Annotated in this window: 13 protein-coding genes and 3 pseudogenes; 7 read left to right on the top strand and 9 right to left on the bottom strand. The window is 71.6% G+C overall.

Annotation, left to right across the window (positions count from 1 at the left end; all coding sequences use genetic code 11):
- Positions 1-89 precede the first annotated feature (89 nt).
- Positions 90-329, bottom strand: a pseudogene (locus ABD198_RS10785) (DUF2201 family putative metallopeptidase); the annotation flags it as partial.
- A gap of 421 nt (positions 330-750) precedes the next feature.
- On the opposite strand from ABD198_RS10785, the gene ABD198_RS10775 reads away from it, so the two are divergent.
- Positions 751-1,203, top strand: coding sequence for a phospholipase (locus tag ABD198_RS10775; protein WP_343999782.1), 453 nt, complete (start codon positions 751-753; stop codon positions 1,201-1,203).
- A gap of 93 nt (positions 1,204-1,296) precedes the next feature.
- Here the strand turns inward: ABD198_RS10775 and ABD198_RS10770 are convergent.
- From ABD198_RS10770 to ABD198_RS10760, 3 genes and pseudogenes are all read right to left on the bottom strand, one after another.
- Positions 1,297-2,735: pseudogene (locus ABD198_RS10770) on the bottom strand (catalase).
- Positions 2,736-2,880: 145 nt separating this feature from the next.
- On the bottom strand, positions 2,881-3,336 hold the full coding sequence (locus tag ABD198_RS10765; protein ID WP_343999780.1) for a MarR family winged helix-turn-helix transcriptional regulator: 456 nt from the start codon (positions 3,334-3,336) through the stop codon (positions 2,881-2,883).
- Positions 3,337-3,449: 113 nt separating this feature from the next.
- Positions 3,450-3,674 (bottom strand): hypothetical protein, encoded by a 225-nt coding sequence (locus ABD198_RS10760; protein WP_343999778.1) that lies wholly within the window; start codon positions 3,672-3,674, stop codon positions 3,450-3,452.
- Between the two features lie 163 nt (positions 3,675-3,837).
- Here ABD198_RS10760 and ABD198_RS10755 point away from each other — a divergent pair, with 163 nt between their 5' ends.
- Positions 3,838-4,311 (top strand): carboxymuconolactone decarboxylase family protein, encoded by a 474-nt coding sequence (locus ABD198_RS10755; protein ID WP_343999776.1) that lies wholly within the window; start codon positions 3,838-3,840, stop codon positions 4,309-4,311.
- Between the two features lie 85 nt (positions 4,312-4,396).
- Here ABD198_RS10755 and msrA read toward each other — a convergent pair whose 3' ends face one another.
- A complete protein-coding gene (gene msrA / locus ABD198_RS10750; protein ID WP_343999774.1) occupies positions 4,397-4,909 on the bottom strand; it encodes a peptide-methionine (S)-S-oxide reductase MsrA in 513 nt (170 codons plus the stop codon).
- A 101-nt stretch (positions 4,910-5,010) separates the two neighbouring features.
- Positions 5,011-5,487, bottom strand: a complete 477-nt coding sequence (locus ABD198_RS10745; RefSeq protein WP_343999772.1) for a MarR family winged helix-turn-helix transcriptional regulator — start codon at positions 5,485-5,487, stop codon at positions 5,011-5,013.
- Positions 5,488-5,566: 79 nt separating this feature from the next.
- On the opposite strand from ABD198_RS10745, the gene htpG reads away from it, so the two are divergent.
- Positions 5,567-7,465 (top strand): molecular chaperone HtpG, encoded by a 1,899-nt coding sequence (htpG, locus tag ABD198_RS10740; RefSeq protein ID WP_343999771.1) that lies wholly within the window; start codon positions 5,567-5,569, stop codon positions 7,463-7,465.
- Positions 7,466-7,555: 90 nt separating this feature from the next.
- On the opposite strand, the gene ABD198_RS10735 is transcribed toward htpG, so the two are convergent.
- Together ABD198_RS10735 and ABD198_RS10730 are read right to left on the bottom strand one after the other, a co-directional pair.
- Positions 7,556-8,146: a DUF2269 domain-containing protein gene (locus ABD198_RS10735; protein WP_343999769.1), complete on the bottom strand. Its 591-nt coding sequence runs from the start codon at positions 8,144-8,146 to the stop codon at positions 7,556-7,558.
- A gap of 105 nt (positions 8,147-8,251) precedes the next feature.
- Positions 8,252-8,554: pseudogene (locus tag ABD198_RS10730) on the bottom strand (GNAT family N-acetyltransferase); the annotation flags it as partial.
- Positions 8,555-8,847: 293 nt separating this feature from the next.
- Here ABD198_RS10730 and ABD198_RS10725 point away from each other — a divergent pair.
- Together ABD198_RS10725 and ABD198_RS10720 are read left to right on the top strand one after the other, a co-directional pair.
- Positions 8,848-9,792: a hypothetical protein gene (locus tag ABD198_RS10725; RefSeq protein ID WP_343999767.1), complete on the top strand. Its 945-nt coding sequence runs from the start codon at positions 8,848-8,850 to the stop codon at positions 9,790-9,792.
- Between the two features lie 176 nt (positions 9,793-9,968).
- Positions 9,969-11,132, top strand: coding sequence for a S1 family peptidase (locus ABD198_RS10720; protein WP_343999765.1), 1,164 nt, complete (start codon positions 9,969-9,971; stop codon positions 11,130-11,132).
- A 1,019-nt stretch (positions 11,133-12,151) separates the two neighbouring features.
- On the opposite strand, the gene ABD198_RS10715 is transcribed toward ABD198_RS10720, so the two are convergent.
- Positions 12,152-12,721 carry a snapalysin family zinc-dependent metalloprotease gene (locus ABD198_RS10715; RefSeq protein WP_343999763.1) on the bottom strand — a complete coding sequence of 190 codons (570 nt, stop codon included), beginning with the start codon at positions 12,719-12,721 and terminating at the stop codon, positions 12,152-12,154.
- A 249-nt stretch (positions 12,722-12,970) separates the two neighbouring features.
- Here ABD198_RS10715 and mgrA point away from each other — a divergent pair, with 249 nt between their 5' ends.
- Both mgrA and ABD198_RS10705 read left to right on the top strand, forming a co-directional pair.
- Positions 12,971-14,014: an L-glyceraldehyde 3-phosphate reductase gene (gene mgrA, locus ABD198_RS10710; protein WP_343999761.1), complete on the top strand. Its 1,044-nt coding sequence runs from the start codon at positions 12,971-12,973 to the stop codon at positions 14,012-14,014.
- A gap of 98 nt (positions 14,015-14,112) precedes the next feature.
- Positions 14,113-14,592, top strand: a complete 480-nt coding sequence (locus tag ABD198_RS10705; RefSeq protein ID WP_343999759.1) for an MSMEG_6728 family protein — start codon at positions 14,113-14,115, stop codon at positions 14,590-14,592.
- Positions 14,593-14,656: the final 64 nt, after the last annotated feature.

Raw genomic sequence — 14,656 nt, 5'->3', positions numbered from 1 at the left:
GGTCCGGGGTCCGGATGCGGTCGCGGACCCAGACTCCGGCCGGCTTCAGCTGGGCCGTGCCGGCCCACGGGCCCTTGCAGGTCGTGGGCCGCGGCGTCGCAGGGCACCACGGACACCATGTCGCGGCGTCCGCCGACGGCCCGGGAGATGGCGGCGACCTCCAGCAGCGCACTGCCCAGTTCACGGTCGCTGACCGACCCGGACGTGTCGATCACGACGGCGACCCGTGGCGGGGTGCGGCGCAGGCTCGGCAGCACCGCACCGGGCACGCCCGCCGAACGCCGGTACGGCCGGCCGTAGCTGTAGTCCTCGCCCGCGCCGGAGCCGGCGACGGCGGGAGCGCAGGTCGATCTCGTGGTCGATGTGGGCGGCGGAGCAGGCGCCCGCCCAGTCGCCGGCGCGGCGGCGTGCGGTCGCGGTCTCGATCATGGAGGCCGGCACGGCGTACCTGCCCACGCGCCGCCAGAGGAGGATGCGGGATTCCTCGGTGCGGGGTTCCTCGTTCGCGGTGTGAGTGGCCATCAGCACTCACCTTGGGCGGACGGGACCCCCAATCTGTCAGCGGAGTGAGTCGTCATCGCGGTGAGCATATCGGTTCGCCGGCTTGGCCCGCCACGGTGAATTTTCCTCTCCTGCCGGTGAGTTGACAGCTCATTGGCCCACATGTGGTTGAAAGCATGAATAGTCCGGGCATTCATTGTCATGAACCTGCGGTCCGGTGGGCGGACCGCAGTCTCATGGAGGTGTGGGATGCACCGAAGACTTGCCACCGCACTCACCGCCCCGGCCCTGGCCTTCGCCGCCGTCATCGCCACGGCCGGAACCGCCGACGCCGTACCCGCCGACAAACCGGCCGTGCTGGCGAGCTGGACCCAGACGAGCGCGTCCAGCTACAACCAGTGGGCCGCCGCCCGGGCCAACCAGTCCGCCTGGGCCGCCTACCAGTTCGACTGGAGCACCGACTACTGCTCGTCCTCGCCGGACAATCCGTTCGGCTTCCCCTTCCAGATGTCCTGCGCCCGCCACGACTTCGGCTACCGCAACTACAAGGCCGCCGGCACGTTCAGCGCCAACAAGGCACGGCTCGACAGCGCCTTCTACGAAGATCTCAAACGGGTCTGCGCCAACTACAGCGGCGGGACCAGGACCGCCTGCGACAGCACGGCATGGACGTACTACCAGGCCGTCAAAGCCTTCGGCTGACGCGGTCTCAGCCACGGAACACCGAAGGGGCCCGGCCGTTCGGCCGGGCCCCTCCCCGTTCGTCAGGTGCGGTCGGTCCGCGGGCCGCGCGGATCAGACCCGGCTGTCGAAGCGCTCCCAGACGCGGTGGCCGGCGAGGAGTTCGCGCACCTGCTCCAGGGCGGCCGGGCCGGAGCCGGCGACGACCACGCCGGGTGCGTCGGCGGGGACACCGGCCCCGGCGAGGGCTGCCTCGCCCCCCGCCCAGGCGCCGATCGCCTTGCCGTGCCGGAACGCCTCCGACAGCAGCAGCGCGACCCGCGGGTCGCCCGCCGGGCGCAGTGCGGCGGACGGCACTCCCTTGGCGTCCCGTGCTCCGTAGGCGTCGTCGCCGACGGCGGGCGGACCGGCCAGCAGTACGGCGTCGAACTCGACGGACCGTGCGGTGACGTAACTGCGCTGGGCCATCAGCGCGTTGCTGCCGGAGCCGAGCATGCCGCCGGTGGGGCCGACGACCAGGGGCACCATCTCGGCCTCCAGCACCGCGTCACGCACCGCGTGGACCGCGCCGAGGTCGCTGTCAGGTCCGGCGACGATGCCGATGACCCGGCCGTCCACCGGCCAGGTCCCGCCCCCAAGCCGGCCGTGCCGCTCGCCGACGTCGAGCCCAGCCCGGCGCTGTCCCAGATCGGGGTGGAGCCGTCGGCGGCGACCAGGCGGAAGGTGTGGACGCCGAAGCCCTCCATCATCCGGTAGGAGCGCGGGATGCCCCGGTCGGACATGTTCCACAGGGTGTGGTGGGTGGCCTCGGTGTGCAGGGAGACGAAGTCCCAGAAGGTGTCGTGGGCGCTCTGGGCCTGCGGGATCTCCCAGTCGGGGTGCGGCTTGCCGGCGTGGATGACGTCGGGGAACTTGATGGCGTCCTGGATGAAGAAGACCGGGATGTTGTTGCCCACCAGGTCGAAGACGCCCTGCTCGGTGTAGAACTTGGTGGCGAAGCCGCGGGTGTCGCGCACGGTGTCGGCGGAGCCGCGCGACCCCAGCACGGTGGAGAAGCGCACGAACACCGGCGTCTCGACGTCCTTGGCGAGGAAGGCCGCCTTGGTGACGGAGGCGGCGGTGCCGTAGCTCTTGAAGACGCCGTGCGCCGCGGCGCCCCGGGCGTGGACCACGCGCTCCGGGATGCGCTCGTGGTCGAAGTGCATGACCTTCTCGCGCAGATGGTGGTCCTGGAGCAGGACGGGGCCCCGCGGGCCGGCCTTGAGCGAGTGGTCGGTGTCGTACAGGCGGGCGCCCTGCGCGGTGGTCAGGTAGCTGCCCGCCTGGGCGACGTCGGCCTGGTCGGCCCCCGTGGCCTGGCCGGTCGGCGACATGGTGGCGGGGCCGGTCTGGTCGGGCTTGGGCGGCAGCGGTCCGCAGGGCTCGACCGGCTCCTCGAGGGACGGCTCCTCGGGGGCGGGCCGGCCGGGGATGCCGTCGGAGGGGGCGGCGTCCCCCGGAAGGGCATCGGCGATCTTCCGGACAGCCCGCTTCAAGGGGTTGGCCTCGCTCATGGGATGACACTCCTACGGTCCGCTGGGGGGCAGTGGCCACGGCTGAGTACCCAGAAAGGGGGCACGATGCCGTCAAGTTCTCACGCCCCCGGACCCCTCGCACCGGGCGTGCCGCGATGGGGTGAACCCGCCGCCCCGCGTCCCGTCAGTGGTGCCAGGCCCGGCCGCCCGTGTTGCGGATGAACCGCTGGAGCACCTTCATGGTGGTCAGGTACTCCTCGTCGGAGATGCCCGCGTGGCGCTCCGCCCAGAGCTCGTCCTGCAGGGCGGCGGCCTTCTCGTACAGGGCCCGCCCCTCGTCCGTCCGGGTCAGCCGCCCCTCGGCGTCCTCGTCGAGCAGAGCGCGGGCGACGCAGGCGTCGATCTCCGCGGCGATGCCCTCGCGACCGGCGTCCAGGTAGCCGGACAGCAGGTCGAGCAGCTCGTCACGGGTGCGTCCGCCGGTGCGGGCGGTCTGCGCGAGGATCCACCACTGGGGCTGGGTGAGGCCCAGTCCGGCGAGGGCGGAGCGGGTGCGGGTGACGACCGCCTTGTAGGCGGCCCAGCTCCAGTAGCCGATCGGCTGCTTGATCAGTTCCGCGTCGCTGTGCGAGTACTGCATGGCTGCGATCCCCTCGATGGCTGCCCTCTCGGGCCGGACGGGTTCGAACGTAGAAACTCAAGCGCACTTGAGGTCAAGCGACGCCCGCCCCGGGTGCTCGCCGGCGACCCCGCTCAGAACAACTGCTCCTGGACGGCCGGTGCGGAAGGACCCTGGGGGCGGCGGGGGCGCGAGGGGCGCTCCGGGCGCTGCTGCCCGAACAGGGCCGGGGTGCCGTACTCGTCGGGCTCGGCCGGGACGACGACGGGGCCGCTGCCGACGTTCAGGCACAGCGGCGCGTCGCGGTCGAAGTCGCCCGGTGTCATGTCCGTCCAGTCGCGTTCCTGACGCTCACCCACCGGCGCTCCGCTCCCCGTCCCTGCTCCCGGCCACACATTGTCCCCCGTATCCGGCCGCCCACCCCGCCAAGGGTGAGACGCACATCACATTCGCCGCCGGTCACACCGTCCGGCGCCGCCCCGTCAGTAGGGCGTAACCGACCAGCTGACCAAGGAGATCATCATGGATGCCCGAGTCGATCTCTACGCCAACGCCCTCGGCGCGAAGGTACTGCGGCACATCAACTCCGCGGGCAAGGCGGTCTCGGACTCGACACTGCCGGCCGCCACCCAGGAGCTGGTGAAGATCCGTGCCAGCCAGATCAACGGCTGCGGCTTCTGCCTCGACATGCACACCAAGGAGGCCGCCGCGGCCGGGGAGAGCGCCCTGCGCCTCAACATGGTCGCCGCCTGGCGGGAGGCCACGGTCTTCACCGAGGCCGAGCGTGCCGCCCTGGAGCTGACCGAGCAGGGCACCCGGCTGGCGGACGCCTCCGGGGGCGTGACCGACGAGGCGTGGGAGAACGCGGCCAAGCACTACGACGAGGACCAGCTCGTCGCCCTGATGTCGCTGATCGCGATCATCAACACCTACAACCGGCTGAATGTGATCAACCGGCAGCCGGCGGGCGACTACCGGGTCGGCCAGTTCGCCTGACCTGCGGCCGCGCCACAGCACGAGAACGCCCCGCGTCCGGTACGGGCGCGGGGCGTCGGCCGTTGCCGGCGGCTGCGGTGTGCGGTCAGGACCGGTTGCGCTTGGGCAGCTTCCAGTCGGGCCGCACGAAGTGGCAGGTGTAGCCGTCCGGGTAGCGCTGGAGGTAGTCCTGGTGCTCGGGCTCGGCCTCCCAGAAGGGGCCCGCGGGCGACACCTCGGTCACGACCTCGCCGGGCCACAGCCCCGAGGCGTTGACGTCGGCGATGGTCTCCTCGGCGATGCGCTTCTGCTCGTCGTTGTAGTAGAAGATCGCCGAGCGGTAGCTCAGGCCGATGTCGTTGCCCTGCCGGTTCTTCGTGGTCGGGTCGTGGATCTGGAAGAAGTACTCCAGAATCGTGCGGTAGTCGGTGACGGACGGATCGTAGGTGATCTCGATCGACTCCGCGTGGGTGCCGTGGTTGCGGTAGGTGGCGTTGGGGACGTCACCGCCGCTGTATCCCACTCGTGTGGAGATCACGCCCGGGAACGAGCGGATCAGCTCCTGCATGCCCCAGAAGCAGCCGCCCGCCAGCAGCGCCTTCTCCTCGGTCCTCGTCATCTCGTCCTCTCCCCGCGTGCGTGTCGGCGACCGTTCAACGGGGTCAACCCCGCCAAGGGCATGATTGTTCCAGCCATGATCACCGGCGCCGTGCCCCGGGGTCAGCGGGCCGAGGAGTCCAGCTGGCGGGTGAGGGCGGTGAGCGGCCCCACGGCGGACCGGAGGGCACCTACCTCGCCGTCGCTGAGGGACATCAGGGCCTGCCTGATCCGGGCGGTCTCCCAGTCGCGTACCTCGGCCAGCCGGCGGCGGGCCGCGGCGGTCGGATACAGATGGGCGACGCGCCGGTCGGAGCGGTCCTGCCGGCGCTCCAGCAGCCCCGACTCGGTCATCCGGGAGACCAGCGCGCTGACATTGCTGGGCTTCATCAGCAGCGCCTCGGCCGCCTCCCGCACGGTGGCGCCCTCGCACCCCTCCACGAACCGCAGCAGGGCGAGCTGGCCCTCCGGCGGCCGGGGATGCGGGTGACCGGCGGCGAGCTGCCGGTCCAGGGCCCGGGACAGCGCGGGCAGGCACGCAGCGAGGCCGGAGGCCGTGCGGTCGAGCTCCCGGCCCGGGGCACTGGTCGAGTCGGTCACTCCGGCACAATAGGTATGGTTTCATACCTATGTCAAAGGACGTACTTCACCCCATGGACCTGTGAGGTAAGCGCGCACCATGCCGACCGAAACGTTTGAGTTCCAGGTAGAGGCCCGTCAGCTGCTCCAGCTGATGATCCACTCGGTCTACTCGAACAAGGACGTCTTCCTCCGCGAGCTCATCTCCAACGCCTCGGACGCGCTCGACAAGCTGCGGCTGGCCAAGCTGCGGGACGACTCGCTCGACGCCGATGTCTCCGACCTGCACATCGAGCTCGAGGTCGACAAGGACGCCCGCACCCTCACCGTGCGGGACAACGGCATCGGCATGTCCTACGACGAGGTCGGCGAGCTCATCGGCACGATCGCCAACTCGGGCACCGCCGAGTTCCTGCGGGAGCTGAAGGAGGCGAAGGACTCGGCGAACGCCGAGGGGCTGATCGGCCAGTTCGGTGTCGGCTTCTACTCCGCCTTCATGGTGGCGGACGAGGTCACGCTGGTGACCCGGCGGGCCGGTGAGCAGCAGGGCACCCGCTGGCAGTCGCGCGGCGAGGGCACGTACACCCTGGAGAAGGTCGACGACGTCCCGCAGGGCACCTCGGTCATCCTGCACCTCAAGCCGGCCGACCCGGACAACCAGCTGCACGACTACACCTCGGTGTGGAAGCTGAAGGAGATCGTCAAGCGCTACTCCGACTTCATCACCTGGCCGATCCGGCTCGTGGGCGAGAAGCGCGACGGTGACAAGGACGCGGAGCCCGAGACGCTCAACTCGATGAAGGCGCTGTGGGCGCGCTCGCGCGACGAGGTGTCCGACGAGGAGTACCACGAGCTCTACAAGCACATCAGCCACGACTGGCGCGACCCGCTGGAGATCATCCAGCTGCAGGCCGAGGGCACCTTCGAGTACCAGGCGCTGCTGTTCCTCCCCTCGCACGCCCCGCACGACCTGTTCACGCAGAACTTCAAGCGCGGCGTCCAGCTGTATGTGAAGCGCGTCTTCATCATGGACGACTGCGAGGAGCTGCTGCCGCCGTATCTGCGCTTCGTCAAGGGCGTGGTGGACGCCCAGGACCTCTCGCTGAACGTCTCCCGCGAGATCCTGCAGCAGGACCGGCACATCCGGATGATGCAGCGCCGGCTGACCAAGAAGGTGCTCTCCTCGGTCAAGAGCATGATGGCGAAGGACGCCGAGAAGTACGCCACGTTCTGGCGGGAGTTCGGCGCGGTCCTCAAGGAGGGCCTGGTCGTCGACCCGGACAACCGCGACGCGCTGCTCGCCGTCTGCTCGTTCGCCACCACGAAGTCCGGGGACGAGACGGTCACCCTCAAGCAGTACGTGGAGCGGATGCCGGACGACCAGAAGGACATCTACTACGTCACCGGCGAGTCCCGGCAGACCATCGACAACTCCCCGCACATGGAGGCGTTCCGCGAGCGCGGCATCGAGGTGCTGCTGCTCACCGACCCGGTGGACGAGGTCTGGGTCGACGCGGTGGGCGAGTTCGAGGGCAAGCGGCTGCGCTCCATCGCCAAGGGCGAGATCGACCTCGGGTCCGAGGACGACGAGAAGAAGGACAGCGAGCGGGAGAAGCGGGCCGAGGAGTACGAGGGCCTGCTCGGCTGGATGCGGGAGCAGCTGGACGAGGACATCAAGGAGGTGCGGCTGTCGTCGCGTCTGACGGTGTCCCCGGCCTGCCTGGTCGCCGACGCCAACGACCTCACCCCGGCGCTGGAGAGCATGTACCGGGCCATGGGCCAGGAGGTGCCGCACACCAAGCGCATCCTGGAACTCAACCCGGACCACGAGCTGGTGAAGGGCCTCAACCGCGCCTACAAGGAGCGCGAGGACAAGGCGGAGCTGGCCGAGACCACCGAGCTGCTGCACGCCCTGGCCGTGGTGGCCGAGGGCGGCCGGCCCAAGGACCCGGGCCGCTTCGTGAAGCTGGCGGCGGAGCGCCTGCAGCGGACGCTGTGATCAACTCCCGTACTCCGCGGGGAGTATGATCGCCGGCCAGGGCGGGGATGCGCCCTGGCCGGAGCGCTGAGCATTCCGGACGCCACGTGCTCAGGACGCCGCGGCCGGGGATGCCTGCCTCGGCCGGCGGGCCGCGGCGGCGCGCAGGCGGCGGCCGCGGCGGGTCAGCCCCCAGGGCTTCAGGACGGAGATCACCGTCATGAACACATACGCGGACAGCGAGACGACCGGCCCGAACAGGACGTCACCGGCGTCCGGCAGCGGTTGCCCGGCGGCGACCGCCGCCACCGCGGTGTTCACCCCCGGCCGCAGCGCGAAGGCCGTCGCGGTGGTGGTGCCCAGCGTCAGCCAGAACTTGGTGTAGACCCAGCGGTGCCGGGCCAGGCCCCATGACGTGCCGAGCGCCAGCACCAGACCGCTGATCAGGGTCAGCAGGGCCAGCGGCAGCAGCAGCCAGTCGGCGAACAGCTTCATCGCCCTCAGCGCCGCCTCGGTCATGGCCGGGCCGCGGGTGGTGGCCGCGGTGATGCCGAGGGCGAGCAGGCCGAGCGTGAGCCCGAGCCAGCCCGCCGCGGCGACGACGTGCACCACGAGGAAGGTCCGGCGCGCCCGGCGGCCGAGCCCCGGCCTGGCGGGCGTCCGCGCCGGCGGGGACTGCTTCGGTTCGGTCAGTGGCTTCATGTCCACCACCGTGCCGGGCGGGCGCGCAGCCGGCGTCCGGCGGCGGGAGTAACCCCGCGTACTGGGCTGGGCGTACGGGCCGCCCGCCCGCCTGCTCCGAAGTGATCAGCCCGTTCGCAGCCGGCCGGCCTGCTCCAGCGTCCGCCGGGCCAGGCGGGCGAGCCGGGGGTGGTTGCGCACCGCACGGCCGGCCGCCCGCGCCGGTTCCCGTCCCAGCCGGCAGACGGCACCGGCCGGCCCCGGGCGGATCACCGCGCCCTCGTACACGCACAGCTCACGGGTCTTGAGCGTGTCCTTGTAGCGGGCCGGTCCGCTGCCCAGGTCGACCATGCGGACCCCGTCCGCGGCGGCCGCCCGGAGCAGGTGCAGCAGCAGGATCGAGCCGGGCGAGTGCCTGCCGTGGTCGCGGTCGTAGGCGGGGGCCCTGGCCGATGGCCCTCCGGGGCCTCATGTCGGGCCGGGAGGGAGCGGAGCCCGATGAGGCCGAGGTGGCGGGAGAGCGGTTGCAGGGCGGACGCCGGTGCCGCTCCCGGGCCCACGCCCGTCGCGGATGTCCGCAGGTCATGCCCCGTCGCGTGCGTCCGCGTCTCATGGCCCTTCGCGTGCGTCCGTGTCTCATGGCCCTTCGCGTGCGTCGGCGTGGCATGCCTGCTCCCCCGCCCGGCGTGCGGCTGCGCCCCGCCCGGTGGAGTCTGGGGATCATGCGGCGCAAAGGCGAGCGGCAGGGCGCGAAGGGCGAGGCGGAGGACGACGTCGAGGCAGTGCTCGACGAGCTCTACGCGCTGCCTCCGTCCGGCTTCGTGCCCCGGCGGGAGGAGCGGGCCGCCGAGGCCAGATCGGCCGGACGGGCCGACGACGCCCGGCGCATCCGGGCGGCGCGCCGGCCCACCCTCGCCGCCTGGGCGGCGAACCTGCTGCGCCGCTCCCGGCCCGAGGAGGCGGAGCAGTTCCTGGAGCTCGGGCGGGCCCTGCGCGAGGCCTTCACCACCCTGGACCCCGCTGGGCTGAAGGAGTTGTCGGCGCAGCGGCGGCGTATCGTCGCCGAGCTGTCCCGGCAGGCGGCGCAGCTGGCCCGGGACGCAGGGCACCCGCTGTCGGACTCCGTACAGCGGGACGTGGAGGAGACGCTGCGTGCCGTACTGGCCGACCCGGAGGCCGCGGACCGCTGGGCCGAGGGCCGGCTGGAGAGCGCGCTCACCCCGCCCGCCGAGTTCGCCGTCGCCGGGGGCGGCACGGGCGCGGCCGCCTCGAAGCGCTCGGAGCGGCGCCCGCCCGCCCCGTCGAAGACAACCACTCCCCCGGCACCGAAGAAGGACGAGCTGGCCGAGCGGCGCAGACAGCGCCAGGAACAGGCCCGTGCGGCGGCCGAGGCCGCCGAGGAGCGCGTACGGGAGCGGCGGGGCGAGCGGGAGGCGGCCGAGACGGCCGCGGAGCAGGCGCGGGAGCGGTGCGGTGAGGCCGAGCGGCGAGTGGCCGACCTCGAGGAGCAACTCGGCGCGGCGCGTGCGGAGCTGGAGCGGGCCGAGCACGAGCAGCGTGCGGCGGAGCAGCAGGCACGTGCGGCCGCCGGTGCCCTGGACCGCGCCGAGCGGGAGGCGAAGAAGGCCGCCCGGGAGGCGAAAAGGCTTGCCGCGCGGGCGAGATGAGCGGATCCGCAGCCGTGCGCGAGAACAACCGCCTTGTCCCTCCGGGACATTGAGCCCTTCATTGGCATGGACCTGACGACGCAGAGCCGCTACGCTCTGCCCCACTCGAGTTGAGAGCGCTCTCAGACCTCGGTTGTTCCACCCCCACCTCGTTGGAACGACGAAGGGCTTCTTCCATGAGACGCACCAGACTCACGCATGCCTGCGTGGCGGCCCTCCTGCTGCTGGGCAGCTGGACCGCGGCGGGCACCCTGCCCGCCTCCGCGCAGGACGCGGCAGGCTCCCCGGACCCCTCCCCCGTAGCCTCCGCCGGCCTCGTCGAGGCGATGCAACGCGGCCTCGGCCTGACCAGCACCGAGGCCGAGGAGCGCCTGGCCGCCGAGCGCCGGGCCACCGAACTCGCCCCGAAGGCCCGCAAGACGGCCGGGTCCGCCTACGGCGGCGACTGGTTCGACGCCCGGACCGGGAAACTGGCCGTCGCCGTCACCGAGGACGCCGACGAGGCGACGGTACGCAGACTGCGCTCCTCCGGCGTCGCCGTACGCACTGTGGAGCACAGCGCGCGTGCGCTGGACGCCGCCCGGGCCCGTATCGACCGGCTCGACGCCCCCGCGGGCGTGAGCAGCTGGTCCGTCGACCCGGCCGCCAACGCGGTGGTCGTGAACGTCGTGAAGGGCGAGCGGTCCGACAACGATGTCCGCAGGTTCCTCGCCGAGGCGCGCGAGGCCGGACCGGTCACCGTGCGCACCGTGCCGGCCGCCGCCCGGACCTTCGCGGCGGGCACCGTGGGCGGCGACCCGTACTACACCGGCAACGTCCGCTGCTCCATCGGCTTCTCGGTGCACGGCGGCTTCGTCACCGCCGGGCACTGCGGCGGCGCCGGGGCCGCGGTGCGCGGCTGGGACGGCTCGCACATCGGCACCTTCCAGGGCTCGTCCTTCCCGGGCAACGACTACGCCTGGGTCAATGCGGGCAGCGGCTGGTGGACGGTCCCGGTGGTGCTCGGCTGGGGCACCGTCCCGGACCAGCTGGTGCGCGGCTCGGCCGAGGCACCGGTCGGCGCCTCGATCTGCCGCTCGGGTTCGACCACCCACTGGCACTGCGGCACCGTGCTGGCCAAGAACGAGACGGTGAACTACAGCCAGGGCGCGGTGCATCAGATGACCAAGACGAGCGTGTGCGCCGAACCGGGCGACTCGGGCGGCTCGTTCATCAGCGGTGACCAGGCCCAGGGCGTCACCTCGGGCGGCTGGGGCAACTGCTCCGGCGGCGGCGAGACCTGGTTCCAGCCGGTCAACGAGATCCTCGGACGCTATGGGCTGACCCTGCACACCGCCTGATCGCACCCACCGGACACATCCGGCCCCGAGCGGGCCTCGCCGCAACGACAGGGCGGGGCCCGCTTCCGGCGGCGCCGTAATCCTGGGCGGCTGCACCGGGCCCGGTCGTACGGAAAAGGATGCTCTTCAATTTTTCGAGCACATCGACTTTCTGGCACCGCTTTATCGGCATGATCCGGCGTCGATTTGGTCGCGCGCCACCACTTACCGATCTCGCTCATCAATCGGTGGTCAATGGGCACCGGCTTTCCAAACCCCTGGAGCACGCCGGTTACGGCCTTCCCACCACCGACCCCGACAACCGAAACGGCCCGCCGAAAAACCGACGGACCGTCACGAAAGATGAGGCTAGGCGTTGTGGACGAAACCGTCATCTATACGTGTCTGCCCGCTCGGACAAGCGGCATACACGCCCCTGCGGTCCCCATACCACCTCGAGTACGTGGCGGTGTACCAGCCCTTGGTGCAGTACACCTTGGTGGCGTACCTCTGCGGCCCCGTGCCATCACACCAGCCGGTGAAGGATTTGGTGGTACGGCTGAGTGTGTGGCATTTGCCATTCCAGCCCTGCGCGGATTCCGTCCCCGCCGAAGCGGTTCCCGCGGCTCCGACAGTAAGTGCAAGAGCCGACGCGGCTACCGCGACTCTCTGGCGCCAACCGATCATATGTCACCCCTTCGATTCCGGGATCACGTCTAGGCACGCCTGAACACGAGAATCCTGGCAGTCAGGAGTCACCCTTGTCTTGATGGGTTTCGGACACATGCACCACGAGGATGGAATGTCGCAGAACCGGTGGTCTCTTTCCCGGATATGGCACCGGCGGTTCCCTCCCCCACCTACGAAGAGGTCGAGGGTGACAGCACCCGCTGACGCTCAGCGGACAGACCGTGTTGCTGCGGGACGGGGCTTTCGACCGCCGGGGCGGCCCTGCCGTGCGCGAGCCGCCCCGTCGGCGCGGGCCTCGGCCGGTCCCGGACCGCGGACAGTCCCGGACCGTGGTCAGTCCCGGGCCCCGGTCAGTCCAGGGCCGCGCCGGCGAGCGCGCCGGCCGCCGGGGCCGTGCGGGCGGCGCCGGTGAAGTTGTCCTCGACCCTGGCGCGCTCCGAGGCGTCCGGATGCACGTTGGTGCAGCCGGGGCCCGGGCTGGAGCCGGACATCAGGCTGGAGCAGGGGCCGGGCTTGCGGTCGGACAGGCCCAGGATGTGGCCGAGCTCGTGGGCCGAGATGCGGACCGTGTGGTAGCCCTGGTCCACGGCCTGGCGGCCGATGTAGACCGTGCCGTTGCCCAGGGAACCGGGGACGGCGCGCGGCCAGCCGCTGTCGGCGAGGACGCGTATGTTCGCGCGCTGCCCGGAGGCTGCCGGGCGCAGTTCGACCGAGTCGACGCTCTCGTTCCAGGCGGCGGCGCCCCGGTCCACCGCGGAGCGGAACTCCGCGGCGCCGCTCGCGTCGTAGGTGAGCACCCGGGCGGCGGGGGCGGCCTGGGGCGCCGTCCCGGGCTCGGCGGCCACGGCCTGGCCGCCCATCAGGGGCAGGGACATCATCGCCGTCGCGGCTAGGCCGCAGGTCAGCGTACGGATCCGCATGGTCGACCTCCTTGTGGGGGAAGGGCAGTCGTGCTCATGCCACTCGCTGCGTCCCTGCCCTTACGGAGGGACCGGCAATCCGTCATTCCGGTCCGCAGCGATGCGGAGGCGGCACTGATTCAGAAGCGGTTCTGCTGAATCTCATGGGAAGGATCGGTTGGACTTCCTGATCATGTGGGGGCACTGTGGGGCAAGGGTCACACAGGATCCCACGGGACACCCCGAACCGCACCACGGAGACCGAACACGATGAACCACGTCGCCAACCCCGAGCGCTACGACGGCCCCATGCGCTACCGCCGGACCGGACGCTCGGGACTCGACCTGCCCCTGCTGTCCCTCGGCTACTGGCACAACTTCGGCGACGACCGGCCGTTCGAGACGCAGCGCGAGATCGCCCTGCGTGCCTTCGACCTCGGCATCACCCACCACGACCTGGCCAACAACTACGGCCCGCCCTACGGCGCCGCGGAGATCAACTTCGGCCGGCTGATGAAGCAGGACCTGGCCCCCTACCGCGACGAGCTGGTGATCTCCACCAAGGCGGGCTGGGACATGTGGCCCGGCCCCTACGGCCAGGGCGGCGGCTCCCGCAAGTATCTGCTCGCCTCGCTGGACCAGTCCCTGAAGCGGATGGGCCTGGAGTACGTCGACATCTTCTACTCGCACCGCCTGGACGCCACCACGCCCCTGGAGGAGACCATGGGCGCGCTGGACACGGCCGTTCGCCAGGGTAAGGCGCTGTACGTGGGCATCTCCTCCTACGACGCCGAGCGCACCCGTGAGGCCGCGGCGATCCTGCGCGACCTCGGCACACCGCTGCTGATCCACCAGCCGTCGTACAACATGCTGAACCGCTGGATCGAGACCGAGGGCCTGCTGGACGTGGCCCAGGAGGAGGGCTTCGGCGTCATCGGCTTCACCGCGCTCGCCCAGGGCCTGCTGACCAGCCGCTACCTGGACGGCATCCCGCAGGACTCGCGGGCGGCGCAGGGCAAGTCGCTCGACCCGGCCTGGCTCACGGACGACATGCGGCAGCGGCTGCGCGCCCTGAACGACATCGCGGCCCGGCGCGGGCAGAGCCTGGCGCAGATGGCGCTGGCCTGGGCGCTGCGGGACCCGCGGGTCACCTCGCTGGTCATCGGCGCCTCGCGCACCGAGCAGCTGGAGCAGAACGTGGCCGCGCTGGAGAACCTCGACTTCACCGCCGAGGAGCTGGCCGAGATCGACAAGTACGCCACCGACGGCGGCGTCGACCTGTGGCGCGAGGCGCGCCTGGGCACCCTGGGCTGACCTGCGCGGGATGTGCCGTGGCCCGACCCGCGCGGTGGGTGCGGCGCGCCGAGCCGGGCGCGTGTGCGCCCGGGCGCACGGGGAACACGGATCGTCCCATGCAGACGTTCCTTCCGTATCCCGGTTTCGCCGAGTCGGCGCTGGTCCTCGACCGGCGCCGGCTCGGCAAGCAGCGTGTCGAGGCGATCCAGGTGCTGCGCGGCCTGATCGTGCCCGGCTACGGCTGGCGCCGCCATCCGGCGGTGCGCATGTGGACCGGGTACGAGGAGGCCCTGGTGCGCTACGGGCTGGAGGTCTGCCGCATCTGGCGCGAGCAGGGGCACCAGGACAGCTGCGCGGCCACGCTGGTCGCCGACCTGGCCGCCGCCCGGCCCGGCATCCGGGTGCGTGACCAGCGGGAGCTGGCGCGGGCCGGTGAGCTGCCGCCGTGGCTGGGGGACCCGTCCTTCCACGGCAGCCACCGCTCGGCCCTGCTCCGCAAGGACCCGGACACCTACGCCGAGCACTTCCCGGACGTGCCGGACGACCTGCCCTACGTCTGGCCGGCGTCCGACCGCGATCCCGAAGTGGTGCCCTGACACGGCACAGCCGGCACACCCGTCGACGGCCGCGCACCGGGGCGCCGCGCGAGGCGACACCCCG

It is taken from the genome of Streptomyces thermocarboxydovorans (assembly GCF_039524635.1).
Lineage (GTDB): Bacteria > Actinomycetota > Actinomycetes > Streptomycetales > Streptomycetaceae > Streptomyces > Streptomyces thermocarboxydovorans.
This window is presented reverse-complemented; position numbering and strand designations above follow the sequence as displayed.

Coding starts and splice junctions, on each gene's coding strand:
- ABD198_RS10715 (WP_343999763.1), bottom strand. CDS start 12,721: ATGCGGATCCGTACGCTGACCTGCGGCCTAGCCGCGACGGCGATGATG.
- ABD198_RS10755 (WP_343999776.1), top strand. CDS start 3,838: ATGGATGCCCGAGTCGATCTCTACGCCAACGCCCTCGGCGCGAAGGTA.
- ABD198_RS10720 (WP_343999765.1), top strand. CDS start 9,969: ATGAGACGCACCAGACTCACGCATGCCTGCGTGGCGGCCCTCCTGCTG.
- ABD198_RS10735 (WP_343999769.1), bottom strand. CDS start 8,146: ATGAAGCCACTGACCGAACCGAAGCAGTCCCCGCCGGCGCGGACGCCC.
- mgrA (WP_343999761.1), top strand. CDS start 12,971: ATGAACCACGTCGCCAACCCCGAGCGCTACGACGGCCCCATGCGCTAC.
- ABD198_RS10775 (WP_343999782.1), top strand. CDS start 751: ATGCACCGAAGACTTGCCACCGCACTCACCGCCCCGGCCCTGGCCTTC.
- htpG (WP_343999771.1), top strand. CDS start 5,567: ATGCCGACCGAAACGTTTGAGTTCCAGGTAGAGGCCCGTCAGCTGCTC.
- ABD198_RS10705 (WP_343999759.1), top strand. CDS start 14,113: ATGCAGACGTTCCTTCCGTATCCCGGTTTCGCCGAGTCGGCGCTGGTC.
- ABD198_RS10725 (WP_343999767.1), top strand. CDS start 8,848: ATGCGGCGCAAAGGCGAGCGGCAGGGCGCGAAGGGCGAGGCGGAGGAC.
- ABD198_RS10765 (WP_343999780.1), bottom strand. CDS start 3,336: ATGCAGTACTCGCACAGCGACGCGGAACTGATCAAGCAGCCGATCGGC.
- msrA (WP_343999774.1), bottom strand. CDS start 4,909: ATGACGAGGACCGAGGAGAAGGCGCTGCTGGCGGGCGGCTGCTTCTGG.